The sequence below is a fragment of the Pseudoalteromonas sp. A22 genome (assembly GCF_018141345.1).
GTDB classification, from domain to species: domain Bacteria; phylum Pseudomonadota; class Gammaproteobacteria; order Enterobacterales; family Alteromonadaceae; genus Pseudoalteromonas; species Pseudoalteromonas maricaloris.
Genome location: NZ_CP047237.1, coordinates 994,950 through 1,019,662, shown reverse-complemented (window position 1 = coordinate 1,019,662; position 24,713 = coordinate 994,950). Strand labels below are relative to the sequence as shown.

Genomic DNA, 24,713 nt, shown 5'->3' with positions numbered 1-24,713 from the left:
CCTTTAACACCATTACGAAAACGACAGAAGGATTGGACTATCATGAAAAACGTATTAGCAGCACTTTCGATTGCAGGTTTAACATTCGCTTCAGCTTCTGCATTAGCTGGTGAAGATTTCACTAAATATGATACTGACGGTAACGGCACCATCAGCATGACTGAGGCAAAAGTAAATCAGTCGCTTGCAGAGCAATTTACACAACTAGACAGCAATGCCGACGGTGAGTTGAGCGAGTCTGAATTCGCAAATTACCAAGGCTAATCAAGCCGTCCAAAAGCAAATCATATTTAGGAAATTTTAGGAGCAGAATGATGAAAAATGTACTTATCGCACTATCAATCACAGGTCTAACATTGGCTTCAGCAAATACTATTGCTGGTGAAGATTTCGCAAGCTATGACACAGATGGCAACGGTGCTATTAGCATGAGCGAAGCAAAAGTAAATACAGCGCTTATCGAGCAGTTTAAAGACTTAGATGTAAACGCTGACGGAGAACTAAACGAAACTGAGTTCTCTAACTTTAAAGGTTAATTTGCGACTAGAGCCGCAATGAGAGACGGGCATAGTGAGGAGAATGGCTATGAAACTTAGAACGGTATGTGCAACGACCATAGGTGTATTGGTGAGTACGATGGCACTGGCAGCAACCTTGTCATTTCAAGATGTAGACAAGGATAAAGACGGGCAGATCAGCCAGCAAGAAGCATCAGTATCATCAACACTACTTGGTCAGTTCGAGAAGCTAGATGCAGACAAAAATGGTCAGCTAAGCGCTTCTGAATTCTCTAACTTTAAAGGCTAGGAGGTCACAATGAAAAAGTTAGCAACAGCAATTACAGCCGCCACAGTACTTTTTGCCGGCTCAGCAATGGCAGCAGAATTTAACGATTTTGATTTAGATAAAGACGGTTTTATCTCTAAAAGCGAAGCGTCACTGTCAGAATCTCTTGCTTCAATCTTTGATAAGCTAGACAGCGACGGAGATGGCAAACTGTCTGAGAAAGAATTTAATCAGTAAGCAAGTGGCAATCCAAAGCGCCACGCCTCCCCAAGCTCGACTTTGTAGTCGGGCTTTTTTTATTTTGAGCTGCTAGGGAGCTTAAGGTTTAGATAGTGAAGGGATTAACTTAATTCATTAATCCAGCGGTGATCCCTGATCCATTTCTGCATTTTAGGAAAGCCTTGTTCTGGGCAAGTCATATCCCATGCATTGAGTAATGGGTAGCCGAACCCTTTCCCTTCCTTAAAAGCACTTACGAAGCTATTGCTGGCGCCTTTATAGCCATCTTTATGTAATACAACCTCTAGAGGCAAGCCAATATATTGAATGGCAGCAATCGACCATGCAATGGCGGCCATTTCTTCCCCTTGCATGGCTTGCTTCTCTCTGCCATTTTTTAGGCCATTTTTATACACGTCTTCATGAAGTTGGTCGCGGAATATCGGCTCACATACGGCAATATGGCCGGCTTCGTGCAATATATCGCCAGGATATAGCAATTTCTCATTATCAATATAAAGTGTCCCCATTACCGTTTTCAGACCCGGTAAAAACGTATTTTCCTCGACTTCATGAAATCGAAAAGGTAGCTGGATTTCGGTGAGAAAATCACAAATGCGTTTAGTATGCTCGTGCATGGTAATTCCTTTAATTGGCCAACTTACATTTTTAAGTGAGTTTAACCTAATGTTTCATTTGCGCAAATTACCATAAATTACAACTTATTATAGAGGTAGCTTGATCACCGCTAGCATTTCACCATCTTCTTAATCGATTCCAATTTCTTGAAAGCCAAAGCTCGCGTAAAACGATTTTGCAACGGGGTTGCTCGGTACATAACAGATTTCTATGGTGGTAAGGTTTGGTGTCAGCTTGATTTCTTCGAGTGCGAGGATGAGCGCTTTACGCCCAATCCCTTGTTGCTGAAATTGTTGATCAACCATAAAGCGCCAAATGGAGATGCGCTCTATAGTCTCTTGTACCCACATTAGCATCCCAACAGCTTCGTCATCGTGATAAATTGCGCGTGTGGTATAGCCATCATTAAATTTTGATTCCACGATGGAAAACATGTTGCAGGCTACCAAATCTTGCTGTCCAGGGCTGACATCTAAATCGCAAATGGCTTCGTAGTTGTGTTTATCAATGGCTCTTAGAGAGATATTCATCATGGCGTCCTTGTATTGTTATAGAAACACTATTTCAAACATGGTTGTTTTGGCAAGAGAAAGTTTGCTTTATTAGCCGCACAATCATTGACCGTTAAGCGCTTCTTCCCCACACTGAAAGCACCTTCGGCTTTATGTCGTTTTGCCTAAAACAAGGACCTTGTGATGCAGCTTACCACATTACTCAATATCTCCATTCCTATGATCCAAGCGCCAATGGCGGGTGTGCAAAATTGGCGCTTAGCGGCCGCAGCGACAAATGCCGGAATACTCGGTTCAATCCCTTGTGGGATGCTGAGTAAAGAGCAGGTCGTTGCTGAAATTGAGCATTTTAAAGCACATGCTTCAGGCCCATATAATCTTAACTTTTTTTGCCATGAGATGCCGGATCCTGATCCTTATCAGCAAGACAAGTGGAAGAAAAGGCTGGCTTCATATTACGATGAGCTTGAGTTAACACCTAGCGATGAAATGGGGATCTTAAGACGCCCATTTGATAGGGAAATGGCTGAGGTCATTGCGCCTTATAAACCTCCCGTGATCAGTTTTCATTTTGGGCTTCCTGATACTGAACTGGTCGAGCTCGTAAAATCGTGGGGGACGACTATTTTGTCTTCCGCAACGACCTTGGAAGAGGGAATATGGTTAGCTGAAAATGGTGCAGACATTGTGATAGCGCAAGGGATTGAAGCGGGTGGGCATAGGGCAACCTTCACCGAGACAAAACTTGAGTCTCAACTGCATACTCGACAATTGGTCACTATCCTTAGTGATGCGCTATCTGTGCCTGTAGTGGCTGCCGGGGGGATTGCTTCTCATCATGATGTTACTATGATGCACGAATTGGGTGCCTGTGGAACACAAATCGGCACCTGCTTCTTACTGTGTGATGAAGCAAGCACCTCTTTGGTACATCGTGATGCACTTAAATCACTGGCTGAGCCGTCTGCCGTGACCAATGTGTTTTCTGGTCGCCCTGCCCGTGGGATTGAAAATCGGCTAATGATAGATCTTAACTTCATTAACGAAGACGTACCGACTTTTCCATATGCATCAGCTGCTTTGACACCATTGCGCGCTGCTGCTGAAAAGCAAGGATGCGGCGATTTTAGCCCCCTTTGGGCTGGTGTTAACCGCCAAGGTTGCATGGAAGTCAGCACACAAGAGATGGTCGAACATCTATGGAATGTTAAATAAACTATTTAAGTTAACAAGTTTGACACATTTCGAGTTTATGCTCTAGCGTTTTATGACAAGGCCAACCCTGTTGTGCCTTGCTCTTTGTTACCTACGTAAGTCGATTATTTGCTTGGGTGACATATTCGTTATGACAATAATAAACACGGAGTCGTGCATGAGACATTCTATTTTAACAGCAGCGTTATTCGCTTCTTTTTCTTCGCTGGCAACCCCTACTTGCCCAAGTATTACCGCATTAGAAACCCATTATGCAGCACCTAATATGGTCAAGCGTAGCTTTTCTAGCTCATTTAACAAATACTTATCTTGGCTGCCGAGTTACCACATGGTACACGATCAAGTAACCGCTGCCGGTGCTGCGACTCAGATCACTGCTAAATTTGACTACGGTAGCATTACTCATAAAGACTTGGAATTCGAGTCGGTGGAGTTTTACTACCGTGCTGAGTCGGACACAAATTGGCAGTATCTTGGTGAGCAAACCACCAATGGCGATGGTAAGGCGTTTATCACCTTGCCTGAATTATCGGCAGGTCAGTATCGTATATACGCAGGCGTACCAGCTGATGGCACCGGTGCACAAGGTTATGTCACGGTTGTTGAGCCAGGTACTCAAGCGGTCCTGTTTGACATCGATGGCACATTAACCGAATCCGATGCCGAGCAAATAGGCGACTATACCGGAATAGATCATGCCGACCCCAAAGATGGCGCTTATGATTTAGTTCGCCACTATCTTGATTTGGGTTATCAACCCGTATTCTTAACAGCCAGAGTGTATTGGTATGCCAAAGGGACGCGCGGTTGGTTAAATTGGATGGGCCTACCGCAAGGCTTTTTACGCACATCACTCAGTAATGAAACCAGCTTGTTTAAAACGGCAGAATATAAAACTGCGGAAATTAACCGCTTAAAAGCGCAGGGTATTGATGTCGTTCGTGCTTATGGCAATGCCAAAACAGATGCTGAAGCCTTTATCAAAGCGGGGATCCCAGCTTCTGAGGCGTTTACTATTGGTTCTGATGCCGGGCATTACGGTACCACAGCAATTACCGGCAATAGTTATCAAGTGCATTTAGGCGAGGTCACAACTTACCCTCACGCTGACTGCTTGTAGACCTTCCCCCTCGATTGATCCTAATTTTTAGAAATTCGCAAAAGGAGCCGTATTTTGGCTTCTTTTGGGGCATCCTGTGTGTACTAACCTCTGGGCCTAGGTACTAACTCACACTCCCATTATTTACTTTTGTTTACGTAACATTCATTAAAATTTCATTTTTTACACTATTCTGGCTTGACCTCTGACCATTGTAATCTAAAGTTTATTTGTTACTAAATTGTAATAATTGGAGCAAGTACATGAAAAGGTTAATTCTCAGCGCCCTGCTTGGGTTGCTATCGGTCGTTACCTCTCCCGCCCACAGCGGTGAGGAATTAGAGTATCCCGTGGTATTAGTTCACGGTCTATTTGGTTTTGATAATCTGCTTGGAGTAGATTATTTTTATCGCGTACCACAAGTGATCCATGATGAAGGTGGGCAGGTTTATGTTGCAGAAGTATCATCAGCCCATAATTCAGAATTGCGTGGTGAGCAACTACTAGAGCAAGTTGCGTTGGTTCGAGCATTAACGGGTAAAGACAAAGTTAATTTAATTGGTCACAGCCAAGGCGCGCAAACTATTCGCTATGTCGCCTCAGTTAAACCTGAGTGGGTGGCCTCAGCGACTAGTATTGGTGGCGTAAACTGGGGGAGCCGTTTTGCTGATGTTGTTCGCGGTGGAGTAGACAGTGGCTCATTTTCGGAGCAGTTTTTAGCGTCGCTTGCTAACGGCCTTGCGGGGTTGATTGATTTGTTATCTGGTAAAGCAACCGCACCAAAAGATGCACTCGAAGCACTAGGTGCTTTGACCACGGCTGGCACATTAGCATTTAACCAAAAATACCCAGAGGGTGTGCCAAGTCATTATTGTGGCGAAACGCAAAGTCTAGCGAGCAATGGTGTGCATTATTTCTCATGGAGTGGCAGCAAAGCATGGACCAATGTATTTGACCCCGCTGACAACGCACTTGCACTGTTCTCTCAAGTTTTTGATGAGGCCAACGACGGCCTAGTATCAGCTTGTTCTAGTAATTTAGGTCAGGTGATCAATAACCAATTCAAAATGAACCATTTAGATCAGGTAAACCACACCATTGGTATTCATCACTTGTTCGAAACAGACCCATTAACCGTTTATCGCCAGCATATTCGCCGCTTAAAAGGTTTGGCGCTATGAAAAAGTGGGGCCTTTTGCTAATCATTTTGACTATGCTGTCGCTGGTTTATATCGAGAGTGAACAGCAAGAGACGCCGCGTCATGTTCCCCGGTTCGCGGTGGTATCAGAGCTGCAAAATGATGCCCATAAGGTCCCACAACCCACAAGGAATGCATCTGTAAGCGCACATTGTGAGACCATTAATAAACAGCATAAGTACCAAATCGACGATTGGCTTTTTGAGCTACAAAACCATAACCAAGCCGAGCAGTGGCAAGCTTATCTGGAATTATTACCACAATGCCTTCACGAAGTTGCAGGTCTCTACGTGCAATTTAAGCAGGCCTTAATTGATGTGGACACGCATCTTAATCTACAAGAACGTGTTGAGCTGCTACACACACTGCAGCGGCAATTTTTTACGGATGAAGTGATAGCAGTTTGGTTTGAAGATGATAATGCGTGGGATACGCAAGCTTTGACCCGCTGGCAAATTTTGTCAGACGAATCTATATCTGAGTCGCAAAAGCAGCAATTAATTGAAACGCATATCAGTGGGCTCCCAAAGCGCGAACAAGTGTTATTTCAAACCTCAGCCCAGTTACACACCCTAAACGCAAATTGGCAGCAAAAACACTATAATGAACTAAGTGCTGAGTACGGCGATAAAGCCGCAACGCGTATACTTGAAGTCCAGAAGCAACAACGGCATTGGCAGCAAAAACTACAAAGCTTTATGCTGCAAAAGCAAAATATTTTAGCCGAGCTTGGTGATAGCCAAATCGCAAAAGAAAAAGTCGAGTCTCTACTCAAACAAACCTTCACGGAGAACGAGCAAAAGCGAGTTGCTGTATTGGTTAAGTGATAATTTTTTAGTTATTGATAAGATGTATAGGCCGGTTACATGGAGCAGCCAAACCTTCAGCCATGAGCCCATCTTGATAACTGATAAATACAATCAAACAAGCAGTAAAACATGAAAATTGAACCAAACCTGTGGCAGCTTTATTTACAAGTATATTTTCAACCAATACAGCCAATCCGCTTTTTTACACGGGGCGCTATCTTAAGTCTGTGGAATCCACATGGAAAGGTACTCTGTGAAGATAAAAATCAGCGCTTATCACGATTTTGGCAAGGGGCTTTACAGCGCGCAAATGTACCTTATCAGTTGCTGTGGGGCGGTGATCAGCAAATGCAATATCGAGAGTTAAGTGTTTATATAAAGTGTGATTTAGCATCGGGGTTTCGGTGGGCGGCACGATTAAACCAATTGGGATTTTATTTCGTTGAAGATAATCAATTGCATCTATATAACAGTAGCGAAAAAGCACAACGCGATGTGGTGACGGATAAGTTCGTATCTCGGCTTTGCTTTGTAGCATTGCCTAAAAATAACTCAGGGTGTCTAGCTGCGCGAGGCGCAGTTTAGCTGTTTAATTACAGAGCTATCGATAAAGATAATGCTCAGTTGAGAGAGCGAGTGAAGAGGCGATTCAATCGAGTCGCCTCACACCGTTTCACCGATCTCTTCATCCACCAAGCTTTTTATTTCCTGCCTCACCCATTGGTGGATTGGACTGTTATGATGAATGAGATGCCAAAATTGTTCAACTTGAAAATCGGCAGTGTGGAACGGTAAATCGGCTACCGTGATGTCATAACGTCTACTTAAATGAGTGACCAGCCGCTTTGGTAAAGTGGCAATCAGATCCGTGTTAATCAATAACTCCGGCACCATCGAAAAATGGGGTAAAGATGCCACTACTTCCCGCTGAGCATTCAACCTTTTCAGTTCATGATCCATATCCGTTTTGCACAAGCCATTACCAGAAACGATTAGATGTCGGCTCTGGCAATAGCGCGCTAACGTCATAGGCTGATGAGCCCATTTATGCTGACAACACATTACTATGGCATAATTATCATTAAATAAACGCTGTTTAAATACGTTGGTGGGTGTCTCATCTGTGGAGTACAGTAATAAATCCGCCACCTTTTCCAAGTAGTCATGAAGCGGTATAAACGAGTTGTAAGACACAATTTGTAATTTCAAATTTGGAGCACGCTGTTGAAAACGCGCCAACAATTTCGGCACAATCATCATCATTTCGAAATCCAGCGCCCCTATAGTGAACACGCCTGAGTATTGCAGGGGGTCAAACTCATCATCCACCAACATATGACGAATAGTTGTGAGTGATAGCTCCAGTTCGCTACGAAGGCGCTCACCTTTTGCAGTTAAACGATACTCATTTTTCACCTTTACCAACAATGGATCAGCAAATTGCTTACGCAAGCGCATCAGGGCTCGACTCACTGCTGGCTGGCTCATGTTTAATGCTTGAGCGGCTTGACTAATATGCTTGTGGATCAACACCTTCTCTAAGATCGTTAACAAATTTAAGTCAATACTGCGTAGATTCAACTCAGGTACACCCATGCCATCACCGTATAAAGTTATGCGTAAATGATCTACATACTATAACAAACATGCATTTTTGATATATTTGTTTTTGTTTTATCTTTTTTTCATCTTATTGAGGAGAGAAAAATGAAACTACCCACCCTAGCTTTAACCCCTATTGCTGCTGCAGTGTTTACTTTTAATGTCAGTGCGTTGGGCCATGACCATAATAACCAACACGCGATTTTATTCCCTGGTGAAACGGCTCAAATCGAAGTTGAACCATCAGCAAAGCACTCGCTGAAAATCGGCCAAAAAATCAATAACCTTTATGAACGCCAGTTTGATGACAGTAAATTCACTGTACAAAAATTGGGTAAAAATACCTACTGGATCGGAGTAAATTACTACAACGCTACCGTTGTGGTGTCCAAAGACTCGGTGTTGCTGATTGACCCTCTTGGTGATGGTCGTATTGATGCGCTTTTTCGAGGTATTCAATCCATCACCAATAAGCCGATCACTGCTATTATGTATTCTCATTATCACCTAGATCATGTAGGTGGAGGTAATCAACTTATTGACTTAATTAAGAAAAATTACCCAAGGGTGGGTCATGTCCGTGTTATCGCTAGCCAAACCGTTGCTGACAAGATCAACCTTCACGCTGAATTGAACGAAAACGGTGTGAGAACCCCTAAAGTTCCTGCACCAAATGAAGTGTACGATTTGAAAAGAGCTAAAACGGTCAAATTTGGCTCCATAAGGCTGAAGATGATGGCACCAGAAGGTTCTGGTCACACACCGGATAACACGATGATTCTAATTCCAAGCGATCGCGTGCTGCATTTCGCCGACATGATTAACCCTGATCAGCTGCCGTTTTACAATTTCGCGGGAGCGGAAGATTTCCATGGTTACGAAGTGGATCTACAAAATCTTCTGAGGAAACCGCTCAGTAAGCACTGGAACTTTATTAATGGCGGTCATGGCAATATAGGCTCAAAAAAGGACGTAAAAGATCTGCTGGAATACATTGCTGATGTTAGAACTGAAGTCGGTAAACAATTAGAAGTTGCGCCCTACACCCCAATTTTTAGTGACGGCAACCACTTCATTTGGTTCAAACGCTGGCAAGAAGAGATCATCAATAATGTGCATTCCGAGCTAGCGAACAAATATGGGCACATGTATGGTTTTGATTCAGGTGTGGTGGAAACCCACGCAGCCATCATTTTGGCTGATATGATTGATCATTAAGTTCTCTCGGCGCGCTAAGCGCCGATTTTTTGTGCATAAACTAAATTGAATAATCGGCTCTCTACCTGTTGCATAAAGCCAACTACCCGTGGCCAGTCAGATAAATTATCAACCATATTTGTCTACTCGTGAGTCTCGAGTACCTGAAGCTAATTCACAAATTGTCTGGTGAAAACACTGCGAGCATGTGGTGCGAAAACGCATATTGGCAATATTTTGACCTTAGTAGGTTTGCAGCACGAATAAAAAACGGGGCCTAAATTAGGCCCCGTTTGCTCTACTTAATTGGTTTATTTTAAGTCAAAGCGGTCTAGTTGCATTACCTTCACCCAAGCGGCGATAAAATCGTCTACAAACTTCTGTTTGGCATCGTCCGATGCATAGACTTCGGTAATTGCGCGAAGCTCAGAGTTAGAGCCAAAGATTAAATCAACCGGTGTTGCCGTCCATTTTATCTCTCCAGTTTTACGGTCACGGCCTTCGTATAAGCCTTCTTGCCCCTCTACCTTTGACCATTTAGTCGACATATCTAGCAGGTTAACAAAGAAGTCGTTGCTCAACTGACCTGGTTTGTCAGTAAATACACCGTGCTCTGCGCCTTTGTAGTTTGCGTCTAAGCTACGTAGGCCGCCCAATAGTACTGTCATTTCAGGTACAGATAAGTCCAGCATATTGGCTTTGTCTACTAACATTTCAGTTGGTGACATAAATGCCTCATCACTGTAATAGTTACGGAACGCGTCTGCCTTTGGCTCAAGATAGCTAAATGATAAGACGTCCGTTTGTGCTTGTGAGGCATCGGTACGGCCCGGTTTAAACGCTACATTTACTTTGTAGCCTGCGTCGTTTGCGGCTTTTTCAACTGCTGCAGAACCACCTAACACAATCAAGTCGGCAATAGAGACCGCTTTTTTACCAGCGCGCTTATTAAAGCGGGTTTGAATGTCCGTCAATGTAGCTAGTACTTTGTTTATTTCGTCAGGGTTGTTTACCTCCCAACTTACCTGAGGCTCGAGGCGTAAACGGCCACCGTTTGCACCACCACGCATATCAGTAACACGGTGGCTAGATGCTGCAGACCATGCCGTTCTGATCAGTTCTTGCTTTGTTAGACCTGAGTTCAAGATTGATTTTTTCAGGGCGCTTATGTCCTTATTATCAATCATCTTGTAATCCGCTTTTGGAATTGGATCTTGCCAAGTCAATACTTCGCTTGGTACTTCTGAACCCACATAACGGGCTCTTGGACCCATATCACGGTGGGTCAATTTGAACCAAGCTTTCGCGAACGCCAACTCATATTGCTTTGGATCTTTGCGGAAGCGTTCAATAACCTTACGATATTCAGGGTCAAATTTTAATGCCAAATCCGTGGTGAACATTATTGGTGCGTGGCGTTTACCTTCAATGTGGGCGTCTGGCACTAGGTTTGCCGCAGCTTTGTTGTCAGGGATCCATTGGGTCGCGCCTGCTGGGCTTTTTGTCATTACCCAATTGAAATTCATTAGGTTGTCGAGATAATTGGTTGACCATTGAGTTGGTGTGACCGTCCAAGCCCCTTCTAAACCACTTGTTGTGGTGTCTGCACCTTTACCCGAACCGCATTTATTTTTCCAACCTAGACCTTGTGCTTCAATCTCTGCAGCGGCTGGTTCTTTACCCACACAATCAGATGGCTTTTTCGCGCCATGTGCTTTACCAAAGGTGTGACCACCCGCGATAAGTGCGACCACTTCTTCGTCGTTCATGGCCATGCGACCAAATGACATGCGAATATCTTTTGCGGCAAGTAATGGATCTGGTTTACCGTGTGGACCTTCAGGGTTGACATAAATAAGTCCCATTTCAACTGCTGCCAATGGGCCCTTTAGTTTGCCCTTGTTGTCGCGACGCTCGTCTTTTAAGAAAGCATCTTCTGGACCCCAATAAACTAAATCTGGTTCCCAATCGTCTTGACGGCCACCGGCGAAACCAAAGGTCTTAAAGCCCATTGACTCAAGCGCAACGTTGCCCGCTAAGACCATTAAGTCTGCCCACGATAGGCTACGACCGTACTTTTGTTTAATCGGCCATAATAATCGTCTTGCTTTGTCTAAGTTTGCGTTATCAGGCCAGCTGTTTAACGGATCAAAACGTTGTTGGCCACCTGCCGAGCCACCACGGCCATCGTGTACACGATAGACCCCGGCGCTATGCCATGCCATACGGATCATAAAGGGACCATAATGACCCCAGTCGGCAGGCCACCAGTCTTGTGAATCGGTGAGTGTTTGCTCAATGTCTTTTTTGACTTGCTTAAGATCTAGTTTGCTAAATTCAGCAGCATAATCAAAATTTGCGCCGTAAGGATTGGATTCTGGGCTGTGTTGTCTTAATGGGCTTAGGTTTAGTTGTTCTGGCCACCAAAATTGGTTGGTTTTTGCTTCACTCATTGCTGCAAAGCTCGGGGCTGATAGCGTTGTTGTTACTGCGAGCGCGACGGCAGACAACATCGTTCTAGATTTTCTATTCATGGGAGGTTCCCTCGTAATTAAAGTGTGTCTCAAACTGCGTGTTAAACTTTAGTTCACAAATTGGAAAGAGAAAATCCAGAAAAATAAATTGGTATGTTCGGAAAAATAAATCGATAAAAAATTTAATTTATCAAAGTGTTATGTTTATCTTCTATAGCAAGAATATTTTTGAATTGAAACTTTAATTTAGTCTTTTGCAATAATCGGCTTAGAACAGAAAGCTTGAAAGACCATATTGTATTTTGGTAGTTAACTAGGTGCGTAAGGGTTGTGCAAAAAAGTCTCGTGATTGTATTGGAGATGAAAAAATATATGGCGGAGTAGTGAGTTCTACTCCGCTTTATTCGCCAATATTGAAAATAGCAATGGCACTTGATGCCCTTTATTCAATAACTGAAAGCCGTGTCCAGACACCGCCTCTAAACCTTCAAAGCAGTTATATGGACTAAAAGGGTGCTCATCAAAGTGGGTAATTGTAAGACCTGTTTGCATTAATGACTGCATCACTTCGGCGATTGAGTGCGGCCAAGTCGCAATGGTTTGTTTGCTATCTTGGTGGTTCTCGGTATAGGTTGATTCTTCGCTAATATCCGGCTGAGTTTGTGGGAAGTAAGGGTAACCTAAATGAAGGTCAATACTTGGGTGAAACTCCACAAAACAAAACTGACCGCCGGGCTTTAATGCACGGGCAATAGTGGCAGCCCACTGAGATAAATCTTGTAACCAGCAAATGGTGCCATAGGATGCAAAGACAATGTCGAATTGTGTGGTATTCTCAAGCCCAAATTGCGTGATATCCTGACAGATAAAACTGGCATCAAGCCCAGTTTGTTGAGCCAATGTATTTGCTCGCGTAATGGCTTCTGTTGAAAAGTCGACACCAGTTACCTTAGCCCCCAACCTTGCGAATGATAGGCTATCTAGGCCGAAGTGACATTGTAGGTGAAGCAGACTCTTGCCTGATACATTACCAAGTAGCTCACATTCTATGTGATTGAGCGAAGAGGTACCTTGTAAAAAGCGATTGACGTCATAAAACTCAGAGTCAAAATGTGCCTTGGCTCGTTCTTCCCATGCCGCACGATTGAGAGAGACATAATCCATATTGAATTCCCTATTTTTGTGGATTTTCTTTAACAATAAAAAAGTTGGCTCTGTTAGTCTAGCAAAGCAGTCTAATCAGCCGATCTGGTTAGACTGCTTTTGTACTTTTCTTCAATCAAACAGGCGGCAGCGATACATAGATGGTCCATGTTTTTTGCTGCAATTATTTGTGCTGACTTTGGCAATCCGTTCTCATCAAAACCTAAAGGTACAGATGTAGCTGGTAATTCTAGTGCATTGAATAAGCCTGCGTAAGCGAAATCGGCGGGATGGAAGAGCATTTTGCCATGTTTTGGCGCCGCGCTTGGAAATACAGGCATAATCAATATACCATTGTCTCCAAGCTGATTTTCGATGTCTTTTTGTAACCCTAGTCGTGTTTTTGGATCAAGGCTGACGCACTTTTTGAGGATTGGGAGTGAGTACTGATAAGTTAGTGTTGCTAAAATAGCAGGAAGTGAATACTGGCTTTTATGAAGCATGTATTTAACTAACTCCTGAATTGGACGGATTCCTTGACCATCTGATATAAGTTCGGCAATGGAAAGGTGCTGTACTGCTTCAATCCATATCATCAATGCATCTTTAATGGCATGGTGGTTCCATGATTGTACATTGGCCCCCATTGAAGCAAACATTTGACCCAATACATCAATAGGCTCACTCACGTTTGCGGCAACAGCTCTTGCAAAGGTAACCTTAGGTGATGAGCACATAAATACAGAAATTTCTGTTATATTAATGTCGCAGCTAGAAAAAGCGGGTAAATGTTTGACGTTCTTATCCAGGCCATCAGGGCCAGCCATGATCTTTAATAGCGGCATTAAGTCTTTAGCTGTTTTAGCTATTGGGCCTGCGCAAAAAAATGCTGCGACTTTTTGAGCATCCTGATTTTCTAGTCCAGTATCATGAAGAGGAGGGTGGCCTGTTAATGGAACTAGGCCTCCCGACGGTTTATGGCCATAGACTCCGCAAAAAGCCGCAGGGATCCTTATTGAGCCACCACCATCGGTTCCTACGCCAAAAGGTACGATACCAGCCCCAACTGCGGCAGCATCACCTCCACTGCTGCCTCCAGAGGTGTAGTTCAAATTCCAAGGGTTAGAGGTTTTTCCGTAGACTGGATTACTACATTCAGGCCACAACGCCATTTCTGAGCAGTTTGAAAGGCCAATAACAATAGCACCAGCCTTTTTTAAACGGGCGACAACAGTGGCATCATTCGATGCGTATTTTTCTATGCGTTTCATTGATCCAACTGTATGAGGAAGTCCTTCAAAGCCAAGACTCTCCTTTACTGTAAACGGCACACCATGTAAAGGTCCAACAACCTTACCTGATTGGATCATCAAGTCCGCTGCCTTCGCTTCTTTCAAAGCTAAAGCAAAACGCTCAATGACAACTGCATTGAGTTTACTGTTGCGTAGACATGTTTGAATGGCGGCCTGTACGACTTGGAATGAAGTCACCTTACCATTCAAAATGTCTTCGGCAATAACAAATGCACCTCGTTTCCAGCATATGTAAGGTGTATCAGACATATGTTTACATTTCCATTTCTGATATTTCTCTTGAGTCAACCTGAGCCGGTTGGTCGTCATTTTTCATCATCGACTGCAGAGGGGGAGTGTGCTTTTTATCGTGCGTTAAGCAACGTAAATGATCACCCATATTTGTGTACGGAGAAGAAAGTGAAGAGTTTACCTTCGCTTTCTTCACATAAAACGAGGGAATACAGAAAATTACAGTAGACTTTATGAGGTCTGAGGCAATTGCAATAAGACTCTTGGTCATGACTACTCCATGCTTTATGTTGAATTGCCATTTTACTTTTTTCATCACATATAGGCGAAGTCGAGCTAGTTTAAAGAAATATCGAGAAACAAATCGAGCGCGATCTTTATCGTTAGTCGCCCTGTATAATCTAAAATTTATTGTTTTTTCATAGAGGTTAGGTATTAATTCAGGATCTAGTGGTTGAGACGGATCTATTTGTTCAGTTATAAGCTCTAGTAACTCTGGAAAAGGGTAGCATTTAGGAGCATTTTCTTTACTAAAGCGGGGAAGCAGTTTTGCAAAATGGTTAGCAGAGCGGCCATCTAGGTAACTACCGTTGATGAAATTAGGTAGTACGACATGGAAATAGCCCATATTGGCGACTTTAAGTGTCCAAGCCATTTTGAGAGGGTCGTTCATAATGAGATACCAATTACTCCAACTATCTTGGAGTGCTAATTGAGCTTTTACATGACGCTCCATTGCGTCAACATAATCCTGTGTAAGTTCATGATTTCGATCCTTGCTAATCATAGATGCTATCTGAGTGATTTCATGTGCAACATAAGCAAGACCTGCACTGTTTGCTGGGTCAAAAGTGAAAGCGGCATCTCCAAGTAAATACCAGCCGCTTTTTGAGTAATATTGCTCAGCTTCGTACATGTAGTTGTTGTAGCTACATGTATCATCTATGCTACCCGAACGTATCATGGCTGAAATGGAGGGATGGTCATTGTCTAGAATAGTTAGTAAGGATTCTAACTGAACATTTTTTTGTCCTAATAGCTCTGGCCGATAGGTTATGCCTATACTTACGTGATCTTTGCCTGTACTCGCTTTGAGAGGAATAATCCAAATCCAATATCCTTGGCCATAAAAATGATGGGTAACATAGTATGGATCATAGCAGTGGTGGTTAACTCGAGTATCCGTCATTTCAAACAGTTTTGTACGGTCAAACGAATTCATCCTGAACCAAAAAGAGCTGCGTTGATAAGCAGGGGCTTTATGCAGTTGCAATTGTTTGGCTAGTAGTCTTCGTCTTCCACTCGCATCAATAACCCAGTCAGCGTCAATGTGGGTGGTCTCTCCGTTTTGCCCTTTGAGAACAACTTGATGTTTATGGTCATTATTATCAGATAAAATAACCTCCTGTACATCTTGATCTATTCTACGTATTCCTAATGTCGCATTGATATCTCTAATATCTTGATCGAATACGTTGCGATTTAGATTAAAAGACGGGAGTCGGTTTATTCCGGGGGCTTCATGTACAACATATTTGTTACACTTTTTGTCGTAAGATTGTTTAAAGTAATAAGACAAACCATATTTATGATAATGTTTTTCTTCTAGCAGAGTACTTAATCCAATCGCATTTAAAAATTGGACGGTCACTTCTACAGTGGATTCCCCAACCAAAGGAGAACGTGACTTTTGCTTACCTACTAATGTTACATTTATATCAGGGAATTTCTTTCTGAAGTACATAGCAGCTAGGTTACCTGCAATACCGGAACCCATTATGATTAAGTCGCTTTTCATTGTTTTTCCTTAATTACGATCTAACGAAAGCTAAACGTATCTACCTGGAGAGATAATGTGATTTGGGTCGATACTAGATTTTATGTCTCTAGTTAGCTTATGTGCACTTAGCTGTCGTTCATTAAATAGTTGTACTTGCCCAGAGCCAATTCGATACGGTACAAATCCATTGCGTAAACCGGCCTCATACAAAGCTTTATAGCAAGCTATCGCTTGCTCACTTTCGGTTGTGCTGCTCGCTGAAAAGAGTATTGGAAGCGTGCTATCAAAAGCAAAAGGTGAGATGCTCGTTAAAGTGATTGGAGCATCAAAGCCATAAACGTTACATATATCTGTAACCATCTTGACGTAACGATCACAATCCTTCCCTGACATAGATACTATTGGTGCATACCAAAGCAGTCCACACTTATCTCTCGCAGGGTTGAGGTTTTCATCGGGTGGAGGATTTCTTGCTCTCCAATATGCTAAGGGGAGGGCTACTTCGTCTGGCTTTCCAGCCATCATTGATAGGCCTTTACCCATTTTTTCAAGGAGTGTAGTTACGTTTTCTGAGCAAACCTTAGGCAAGTAGCTTACGGCTGACTGCAGAAAACTGAGTTTTGCTTTATTGATAAAGAGAATTTTTACAGTACTAGGGGACAGCTGTTTTTTAATGAATTTTTTTGCTGACTTTACACTGTCTTTAGTTCCGTATATGGCACCAAACCCAAACCAAGATTTGATATTGTGTACCGATGCATATTTTTCTATCTCATTTGGATCTAGTGGGTTGGTATTTCTATTATTTCTTAAAGATGCTAGTGTAGAATTCATCGTGATTGTGCGAGTTGAATTAATAATGTTAATCCCACCAACTCCTAAGCTGGGAATTGACAAAATATTTCTAACTGAATTTACAATGCTTTCGAGGCTTTCTGACTCAGGCAGCCAAAAGTAAAATGACATTACCTCAGGTGTTCTGCGGGCTAGAGTGATTGTGGCACTAGTGACTATTCCATAATTACTTTGGCAAAATAGGCCGTCTGAATATGGGCCAATTCCCCATTTATATGCGGCACGATATCCCTTTTCCTCCAAAATTTCCGACATGGGAGATTTATATTCTTCTCCATTCGGCAACACTGCATTTATTGAGATTATGGACTGAAAATGGTCTGAAATCGGTGTTATTCCATAACCTTTTTCAAGTGCGTTACCAAGTATACTGCAATCAGGTCCAGCCCCTGTAACAGGAACTAAAAAGTCAGCGTTTCTATCTTGGAGAAATTTATACAATTGACCTTGAGTAACTCCTGGCTGAAGTTCTATAAGTCCTAGTTCGGCGTCGAAATAAACAATTTCGTTTAACTTGGATAAATTAACTATAATACTGATTCGGCCATCGCATTCCGTTGGAGGGATGGCACAACCATATCCCCAGTTTTTTCCTGTACTCACAGGATGTAGTACGAGATTATAAGTGTTAGCTATCTTGACTATATCTTTAATTACCTCAACGTTAAGTGGGTAAACAACTCCTTGTATCGAGCTCGCTCTCTTAATTGTGTCTGCTATAGAGAGCTGATCGATGTTGTTACCAAAGTGAGCTTCGACAGAGTCTGATAGCTCATCGAATAACGTCTCGAGCAGATCTGTTGAGTTTGTAAAGTCGTTCATTTTAAAAATTTAACCCTGAAATACGTAGGAATAATTTAAGCTGATTAAAATCCGACTTTCTATCCTTTGGTAAACGCTGATACATTTTAGATATTGAATTATCTAAGCTATTATTTTTCTTTTTTTTCCCGTTTGTAATAACTACAGATACTGGACTGATTGGTGTGGAAAATACTTTAAAATCACTACTTAGGTTATCACTTACAACTTTTTTGAACTCTTCTATTGAAAATGCTGCTTTAAGTGAGTAATAGTAATCTTTTGCCAGTATAGAATTTTGTTCCAAGCCAGAGCGGGATACAAAATAATCTATAGATTTTTCTTTTTTTAATTTTCCGAAATCATTTATGTATAGGAATCCACCAGGTTTTAATACTCTAGATATTTGTTTGAAAGTTTCATTTAAATGATGTAAGTCGGGAAGGTGGTGTAATGCCATTGAAGAACATAAAACATCAATACTATTATCTTTAATAGTGCTCAATTGGCAAATATCCTCCTCACGAAAACTAATGTTAAAAATCCCTTTATCATTAGCTATCTTCTTTGCTTTTTCAAGCATCGGGAGTGATAAATCAACACCTAAAAATTGACATTGCGGATTTAACTGCGCAATCATGCTTAGCAAAATACCTGAACCACACCCTAAATCTAGCACTCTATCATTAGGGGATAGTAAAGAGCATGTTTTGGATAAGTGATATAAATAAGTGCCAGACAGAGTTCCTGAATCTTTGCCACCTTCAGTGTAAGCTTCCACAGCCGGTATATTATCCATAATTAATTCAGGTTCAGCCTCTCGAACAAAGTCTGAGTGTCCAAGTAGCTCTCTATATGCTGTTTTAATAAGCCCAATGTCCATTGTTATCCATTCCTATTCAATGATTTAAAACTTTCAAAATAAAAATCTTTTATTTTCGACATGTTTTCAAAATTAATTTGAAACTCACTTAGTGCGAGTTCAGTATCCTCTTTACTCCATTGTGGTATTTTTTGAAACTCAGGCTCAAATGGAGAGCTTTCAGGAATGAAAACGTTGTCAAACTTTTTCTCACAAAAAAATTCATAAAGATTTGTGTTGCTATTTATCATAAAACCTGAGCGATTATATATTTCTTTAAATTTCTGGATTGCATTAGGTACATCGAGAGTTAGAGCTACCGCTAGAGCATTATTATATTTAGGATGATTTTTTATTTTTCCTAGCTGACTGAATAACAACACATCTCTGAAAAATCTTAGACTGCTTGGGTGAACAGATATCGCGAGGTTATCAATATATCGAGAGCGCTTAGCCCAGCGAAACATAATGTTATACAGCATCAATGAAACGCCAAATCCTTTTTTAACTGCCAATGCACCTACTTCTGCAACTCTCCTTTCAGCTTGACGAATCGACAATATCTCTTGTTGGTGAATGCTCTCCATTGGTAATCCAATGTATGAGTCCTCTATTAGAGATAAAGTACCAACAACTTCATCGCCTTTCTTTGCGATAAATACAGTCGAACTTGAACTAAGATTGAAGGCTGTAAGCTCAGGCATAGGCTGGTTCTTAGGTATAATGCCTCTCTCTTTATACATGTAATCAATTAAGTTTATCGCTTGCTTTCTTTCGTCATAACTATTTGCAAGCTTATATATGACACCATTGTTTTCTTTTATTGATTTACATATTTTTTTAAATGCTAAAGAACGATAAACTGAAGTTGGTATTAAGTTTTCTAAAGACAGCTTTTTATATTTCAACGTGTCCATGTGATACTTCCTTTGGTATAAAAATATTTAGATTTTGATAGAGCGTGTAGCTTTTTCTAGTAATCTATGAGAGATAGGTGTCTCACTTTTCTGCCACTTATTACATATATTTAAAACCCAATTTGGATTATCTTTTGCACAGTCATTTAACCAGTTAGCAACAGAGTCTATGACATATTTGTCTTGGTCAGACTTAAGGTTATTTAGAATTACTTCTGCTAATTCAGGAGCTTTCTTTAATTCAGGTATATGTTTACACCATACACCGCGGGGCCTAATACTCTCTGATGCAAATCGCCTAATTCTAGGTGAGTCGGAATATGTTAATGGTTCCAGTACGCTAATTGCTGCTGTAATATCGGAAGCTATATCCGCCCTAACAGCAAGCCAAGACCATTCACGAACACCAAAGTGATGGTCATCAATCAATGGTATAAGTGAGCCTATTTTTTGTTCTAGATTAAGGTTGTTATCACAGCCAATAGCGTAGGCAACCCACCCTCGAACTGAGTCGGAAGGATGTTTCTGTAGCGCTAATTTATCTTGCGGAGACAGTTTTGAATTTAACAACACTCCCATGGCTGACATTCTTTTCGTGATCCCTAAGTTTCTCGATTCAGATATAGAAATAAGGTCATCGGAAGTGAACAGACGCAAAGATGTTGCTAACTCTGCAAAATCAACCTCCAAGCATTCGACTAATGTCTTAGATTCCGTAATCCCATGATTTAATTTATCTAATTCTAATTGGGTTAGTTGTCCTTTTCGGCTAGCCCCTTTTTCCCTTGTTGCCGTATTCATTTTTCATATAACCTATAACTGTTTAGCCATCTAATAACTTGACATCTAACTATTTGGTGCTACAGTAAATCAAATTATCAACTCAATGTAAATAAAAAACAAAAAATGTTTCTTTGTGTGAATTTTTGTTTTATTTGATGTTGTGTTTTCGGAGGCGCCTCATCTCTTAAGTTGATTTATGCTTTAGTGTTGGTTATCCGCCGATATTTTAGCTGTTTCAAGGCTTGAATCGACTCGACTCATGGTAGAATGGGTGGTTTGTTAAAAATTTATTCTCTTTGTGATGCTTCGTGTTGTGTAAAGTTAAAAAATTGAGGTGATTTATGTCTGAAAATAAAGAGTTCAGCTTTTCTGAAAAATATAAGCTACTCCTCTCATTAGAAGGTCGAAAGACTGACATTATAAATATGCAGTCCGTTTTTATTATTTTATCGATGGCAAACTTAATTAATTTAAGTTGCCAGAAAGAATTAGGTAAATACGATATGCAGGAGAATAGACTTGTAATACTTTTAAAATTATACAAAGAAAAAAAATCTTTACAGGTCAGTGATTTTTCAAAGCTACTAGATATTTCCTCTGCTACGGCGACAAGCTTATGTAAACGTTTGGAGAGAGATGGGTTAATAACAAAAGTTCGCTCTGAAAGTGATAATAGGCAGGTTTATACCACGCTAACAAAAGAGGGAATTAGTTTTGTTGAATCAATAGCTTTTTCTCATAAAGACTGGATCGTAAATTTACTTGATGGAGTAAATAAAGACGAGCTTAGTCAGTTTTTTACTTTGGCAAAAAAAATTAGTGTTGAACTCAACAGTAATATTGAAAATATATCAAAAAAGGAATGATAGATGAAGATTCTTTATATTTCTTCAAGTGTTCGAAGCGAACAGTCACTTACTAATAAGCTTGCAAATGAGTTTATTGCGAAGTTGCAAACTCGATTCCCTGAAAGTGTGGTCGTTTCTAGGGACTTGGGAGACCATCCGGTTAAAGGGCCTGATCTGCAATGGACTCAATCAAATACAACTCCAGATTTGGATAAAAGTTCACATGATTGGGATGTGTTGGCTCAATCAGATGCGCTTATTGAAGAAATTGTAAGTGCGGACAGAGTTGTTATTTCAGCACCTATGTATAATTTTTCCGTCCCATGGACTTTAAAGTGCTACATTGACAATATCGTACGAAACGAGCGTACTTTCACAATTGACCCAGTAGAGGGCTTTAAACCAAAACTATCAGCGGATAAAAAACTGGTATTAATTACCTCAAGTGCTGGTAGCTATGAGTCAGGTACGCCAATGGAAGCCTATGATTTCTGTACACCTTATATTCGTTCTGTATTTGGGTTCATGGGACTCACGGATTTTCATGCAGTATCAGCAGTTAATCAATGGGCAAGCGAAGAAATGAGAAATGAGGCGATAAACGAAGCACATGATGCTTTGGAGGCGTTGTCGGTCTCTTGGTAATATGGATGAGTTTTGACTAGAGAAAAATTATTTAAATCTATTCACTGCTTACTCTCTAATAACTAGGCTATGAAACTGTTCTAAATTAATATTGGAAGTTATCGATATAGGTCAGTTTATTCTGACAATATCGATAACTTTATCACCCTCAGAATTGTTATGCGCCTGAGGAATAATTGTTTTATTTCTTCGGGTCGTGCTTGTCGAACCACCACTGAATATAAGCTACTTTGTTTAGCAGGTTAGATGGCCTTTTGGTTATTCCGTGTGAGGCATCTGGAATTCTGACCATAGCTGTTTCTACACCTTGTAGCTTAAGCGCTTGATAATACTGCTCAGTTTCTGAGATTGGTGTACGATAATCCGCTTCACCTGTCAGTAGCATGGTTGGGGTTTTTACATTACCCACATAGCTAATAGGCGAGCGTTTCATATAATGTTCCATGTGCTCCCATGGTTTTCCTGGGAACCAGTAGTCCGCAAAAAATGGATAGAAATCTGCTGTTAATACAAAGCTATACCAGTTGATCACCGGTTTTGCTACGACTGCTGCTGCGAATCTATCCGTGTGACCGACAGTCCACGCGGTGAGCACGCCGCCACCTGAACCGCCCGTAACAAACAAGCGGTCTTTGTCTATATAGCCTTCGCCAATCAGGTGATCTACACCTGTCATTAGGTCGTCAAAGTCATGGCTTGGGTAGTTATGGTGGATAGTTTGAGCAAACTCTTTGCCGTAGGAGTCGCTGCCTCGTGGATTCATATAAAGCACTACGCTGCCTTGGGCAGCAAAAAGCTGTACCTCGGCGCTAAAGTGTGGGCCATAGTTTGCAACTGGGCCACCGTGGATCTCAAGTACGAGCGGATACTTTTTAGATTTATCGAACCCAGGAGGGTAGGCGACCCAAGCTTGAATTGGCAGTTGATCATGTGTCGACTTTAGCCAAACTTCTTCAACTTTTGCCAGTGTTTTATCGCCAAGGGCATCTTCGTTAAGCTTTGTAATTGGTCTTGGCTCGCCGCGTTTTACAATTGCGACATCGGCAGGGCGCTGGGTATCTGCGAGTGTAAAAGCCACTAATCCACGGTCACTGATGGCATAGTCACCACCTGAATAGGGGCGACCAAAACTAACACTACCAATGGCATCCGTTATCTGCTCAAAACGCCCTTTTAACGGCTGATAGCCAAGTGTGGTTTTCCCTTCACTGTCATAACTCACATAGACGCCACGGCTGTTGGCGGCCCAAGTGACAGAGGCAAGGCTTCTATCTAAATCGGCTGCATAGGTTTTGGTTTCGCCTGATTTGAGATCTTTGACATAGAGTAGGCTATTCTCGTAATTGGTTTTTTTATCATCATAACCAAGGTAAGCCAGATAGCGGCCATTAGGTGACACCTCTGGGTGATTATCTGGGCCAACTCGGTCAGTTACTGCTGTGATTTCAAGCGAGTTTAGGTCTAGCTTATAGACTTCGCTGTTGGTTGGGTTTAATTGGTTATCCTTGTGGCGATTAGCCGAAAAATACAGCGCCTTTGCGTCATCAGCAAAACTCAGTTCGCCGCCATGATCAAAATTGCCAGAGGTTAACTGTTTTGCGTTGCCACCGTTGGCGTCAATTTTGAAAATATGATTAAAGCCCGGTTCGGTATAACCAGCACCGTCGGCGCGATAGTATACCTCATCGATAAATACGGGGGGTTTTGCCCATTCTGCCCCTTTAGGTTTCCCTGCAACAGATACCGGTGGTGCCTTTTGGCTGGGAACAAACTGGCTAAAGTATAAGCTTTTACCATCTGGTGACCAATGTAGTCCTGATGGTCCATGGGCTAAATTGCTGATCTTGGCAATGGCACCGGTTGCTAACCATTTCACATAAATTTGGCTGCTACCGTCGCGAGTAGAAACAAAAGCGATGCGATCATTACTAGGCGACAGCACAGGAGAATAATCCATGTGCAATCCAGAGGTAACTGGCTGCATTGCATTGGTAGCAAGGTCTACAGACCAGATATTACCGACTTTTCTATCACTTTTGATATCCATGCGGTTGCGTACGAAGAAGACTTTGTCACCGTCATTGGTGATGTCAATTTGATTAGCATATTCAAGATTAAATATATCGGTTGGCTCAAGCGATGCGGCTTGCACAGCGCAAGCTGAGCTTGCAATCGCGACGCCTGCTAGAAAGTATTTCATGACTCATCCTGTTTCTAATTATCATTTCCACTATGCGCCATATTGCAGCTTAATCAACTCTTTGCGGTGAACAAATTAAAAATCCATAAAAAAAGTGCTTTACCTCAACTTAGCTTGCGGTTTTATTGTTGCTACCAGTTAGCGAAATTTATAATGAAGAGGATGATATGTACTTAGAACACGTAAATTTGGTAGTTAGCGACCTAGAAGAGGTGCTTCACTTCTATCGCGCCGCATTTCCTCACTGGAAAATTAGAAGCAAAGGGCAAGGCGAGTGGTATGGCAAAGCACGAACCTGGCTGCATTTTGGTGATGACTACCAGTATATAGCGTTTAGCGATCACGGTGAGGGTCAAAACAGATCACTCGAAGGTCACCAAGTCGGCTTGGCACATTTTGCCTATGTGGTTCAAAGTATCGAGCGTGTCGTCAATAGGTTAACCGAAGCAGGTTATGTAGTCGATAAAGTCGGAGCGCAGCATCCACACCGAAAAAACGTTTACTTTATTGATCCAGCCGGATATGAAATTGAGTTTGTGGAATATATGAGTGATCTGCCCTCTGAGCGTAATAGTGACTAATGT

The 24,713-nt window shown here is 41.8% G+C and carries 25 protein-coding genes; 13 read left to right on the top strand and 12 right to left on the bottom strand.

Annotated features, from left to right (window positions below; translation table 11 throughout):
- The first annotated feature begins 42 nt into the window (after positions 1–42).
- From GSF04_RS04100 to GSF04_RS04085, 4 genes are read left to right on the top strand one after another with little or no spacing between them, the layout of a single operon-like run.
- The gene (locus GSF04_RS04100; protein WP_017218753.1) at positions 43–264 is read left to right on the top strand and encodes a calmodulin; all 222 of its coding nucleotides are present in this window, start codon (positions 43–45) and stop codon (positions 262–264) included.
- 50 nt (positions 265–314) lie between these two features.
- On the top strand, positions 315–536 hold the full coding sequence (locus GSF04_RS04095) for an EF-hand domain-containing protein (protein ID WP_010375683.1): 222 nt from the start codon (positions 315–317) through the stop codon (positions 534–536).
- A 49-nt stretch (positions 537–585) separates the two neighbouring features.
- Positions 586–807 (top strand): crotonobetainyl-CoA--carnitine CoA-transferase, encoded by a 222-nt coding sequence (locus GSF04_RS04090; RefSeq protein ID WP_010375684.1) that lies wholly within the window; start codon positions 586–588, stop codon positions 805–807.
- 9 nt (positions 808–816) lie between these two features.
- Positions 817–1,023, top strand: coding sequence for an EF-hand domain-containing protein (locus GSF04_RS04085; protein ID WP_010375685.1), 207 nt, complete (start codon positions 817–819; stop codon positions 1,021–1,023).
- A gap of 104 nt (positions 1,024–1,127) precedes the next feature.
- On the opposite strand, the gene GSF04_RS04080 is transcribed toward GSF04_RS04085, so the two are convergent.
- A complete protein-coding gene (locus GSF04_RS04080) occupies positions 1,128–1,643 on the bottom strand; it encodes a hypothetical protein (RefSeq protein WP_211856759.1) in 516 nt (171 codons plus the stop codon).
- A 129-nt stretch (positions 1,644–1,772) separates the two neighbouring features.
- Complete coding sequence (locus tag GSF04_RS04075; RefSeq protein ID WP_211857500.1) at positions 1,773–2,174, bottom strand: GNAT family N-acetyltransferase; 402 nt, start codon at positions 2,172–2,174, stop codon at positions 1,773–1,775.
- Positions 2,175–2,339: 165 nt separating this feature from the next.
- Here GSF04_RS04075 and GSF04_RS04070 point away from each other — a divergent pair, with 165 nt between their 5' ends.
- The 5 genes from GSF04_RS04070 (at position 2,340) to GSF04_RS04050 (ending at position 7,063) form a co-directional block, all read left to right on the top strand.
- Positions 2,340–3,371, top strand: coding sequence for a nitronate monooxygenase (locus tag GSF04_RS04070; RefSeq protein ID WP_211856758.1), 1,032 nt, complete (start codon positions 2,340–2,342; stop codon positions 3,369–3,371).
- A gap of 157 nt (positions 3,372–3,528) precedes the next feature.
- Positions 3,529–4,491 (top strand): phosphatidylinositol transfer protein, encoded by a 963-nt coding sequence (locus GSF04_RS04065; protein WP_211856757.1) that lies wholly within the window; start codon positions 3,529–3,531, stop codon positions 4,489–4,491.
- Positions 4,492–4,733: 242 nt separating this feature from the next.
- Entirely contained in the window at positions 4,734–5,651 is a 918-nt protein-coding gene (locus GSF04_RS04060; RefSeq protein ID WP_017218747.1) for a triacylglycerol lipase, read from the top strand.
- Complete coding sequence (locus tag GSF04_RS04055) at positions 5,648–6,496, top strand: lipase chaperone (RefSeq protein ID WP_211856756.1); 849 nt, start codon at positions 5,648–5,650, stop codon at positions 6,494–6,496. The genes GSF04_RS04060 and GSF04_RS04055 overlap by 4 nt, the downstream gene beginning before the upstream one ends.
- 111 nt (positions 6,497–6,607) lie before the next feature.
- Positions 6,608–7,063: a hypothetical protein gene (locus GSF04_RS04050; RefSeq protein WP_211856754.1), complete on the top strand. Its 456-nt coding sequence runs from the start codon at positions 6,608–6,610 to the stop codon at positions 7,061–7,063.
- Positions 7,064–7,141: 78 nt separating this feature from the next.
- On the opposite strand, the gene GSF04_RS04045 is transcribed toward GSF04_RS04050, so the two are convergent.
- Positions 7,142–8,074: a LysR family transcriptional regulator gene (locus GSF04_RS04045; protein WP_211856752.1), complete on the bottom strand. Its 933-nt coding sequence runs from the start codon at positions 8,072–8,074 to the stop codon at positions 7,142–7,144.
- A 111-nt stretch (positions 8,075–8,185) separates the two neighbouring features.
- Here GSF04_RS04045 and GSF04_RS04040 point away from each other — a divergent pair, with 111 nt between their 5' ends.
- Entirely contained in the window at positions 8,186–9,298 is a 1,113-nt protein-coding gene (locus GSF04_RS04040) for a VarG family subclass B1-like metallo-beta-lactamase (protein ID WP_211856750.1), read from the top strand.
- A 290-nt stretch (positions 9,299–9,588) separates the two neighbouring features.
- Here the strand turns inward: GSF04_RS04040 and katG are convergent, their stop codons facing one another.
- The 8 genes from katG to GSF04_RS04000 form a co-directional block, all read right to left on the bottom strand.
- Positions 9,589–11,811: a catalase/peroxidase HPI gene (katG, locus tag GSF04_RS04035; RefSeq protein ID WP_211856749.1), complete on the bottom strand. Its 2,223-nt coding sequence runs from the start codon at positions 11,809–11,811 to the stop codon at positions 9,589–9,591.
- Positions 11,812–12,141: 330 nt separating this feature from the next.
- A complete protein-coding gene (locus tag GSF04_RS04030) occupies positions 12,142–12,915 on the bottom strand; it encodes a class I SAM-dependent methyltransferase (RefSeq protein WP_211856748.1) in 774 nt (257 codons plus the stop codon).
- Positions 12,916–12,986: 71 nt separating this feature from the next.
- Positions 12,987–14,456: an amidase gene (locus tag GSF04_RS04025; protein WP_211856747.1), complete on the bottom strand. Its 1,470-nt coding sequence runs from the start codon at positions 14,454–14,456 to the stop codon at positions 12,987–12,989.
- 4 nt (positions 14,457–14,460) lie between these two features.
- Positions 14,461–16,236 (bottom strand): tryptophan 7-halogenase, encoded by a 1,776-nt coding sequence (locus GSF04_RS04020; protein ID WP_017218738.1) that lies wholly within the window; start codon positions 16,234–16,236, stop codon positions 14,461–14,463.
- 30 nt (positions 16,237–16,266) lie between these two features.
- Complete coding sequence (locus tag GSF04_RS04015; protein ID WP_211856746.1) at positions 16,267–17,895, bottom strand: FAD-dependent oxidoreductase; 1,629 nt, start codon at positions 17,893–17,895, stop codon at positions 16,267–16,269.
- 1 nt (position 17,896) lies between these two features.
- Positions 17,897–18,757 (bottom strand): class I SAM-dependent methyltransferase, encoded by an 861-nt coding sequence (locus GSF04_RS04010; protein WP_211856745.1) that lies wholly within the window; start codon positions 18,755–18,757, stop codon positions 17,897–17,899.
- 2 nt (positions 18,758–18,759) lie between these two features.
- On the bottom strand, positions 18,760–19,653 hold the full coding sequence (locus tag GSF04_RS04005; protein WP_039496296.1) for a hypothetical protein: 894 nt from the start codon (positions 19,651–19,653) through the stop codon (positions 18,760–18,762).
- 27 nt (positions 19,654–19,680) lie between these two features.
- Positions 19,681–20,454 (bottom strand): DNA alkylation repair protein, encoded by a 774-nt coding sequence (locus tag GSF04_RS04000; protein WP_099029832.1) that lies wholly within the window; start codon positions 20,452–20,454, stop codon positions 19,681–19,683.
- Positions 20,455–20,777: 323 nt separating this feature from the next.
- Between GSF04_RS04000 and GSF04_RS03995 the strand changes: the two genes are divergently transcribed.
- Both GSF04_RS03995 and GSF04_RS03990 read left to right on the top strand, forming a co-directional pair.
- Positions 20,778–21,302, top strand: coding sequence for a MarR family transcriptional regulator (locus GSF04_RS03995; RefSeq protein WP_099029833.1), 525 nt, complete (start codon positions 20,778–20,780; stop codon positions 21,300–21,302).
- Positions 21,303–21,305: 3 nt separating this feature from the next.
- Positions 21,306–21,929, top strand: coding sequence for an NAD(P)H-dependent oxidoreductase (locus GSF04_RS03990; protein WP_211856744.1), 624 nt, complete (start codon positions 21,306–21,308; stop codon positions 21,927–21,929).
- A gap of 181 nt (positions 21,930–22,110) precedes the next feature.
- Here the strand turns inward: GSF04_RS03990 and GSF04_RS03985 are convergent, their stop codons facing one another.
- Entirely contained in the window at positions 22,111–24,129 is a 2,019-nt protein-coding gene (locus GSF04_RS03985) for a S9 family peptidase (RefSeq protein WP_211856743.1), read from the bottom strand.
- A 167-nt stretch (positions 24,130–24,296) separates the two neighbouring features.
- Between GSF04_RS03985 and GSF04_RS03980 the strand changes: the two genes are divergently transcribed.
- Entirely contained in the window at positions 24,297–24,710 is a 414-nt protein-coding gene (locus tag GSF04_RS03980; protein ID WP_211856741.1) for a VOC family protein, read from the top strand.
- Positions 24,711–24,713: the final 3 nt, after the last annotated feature.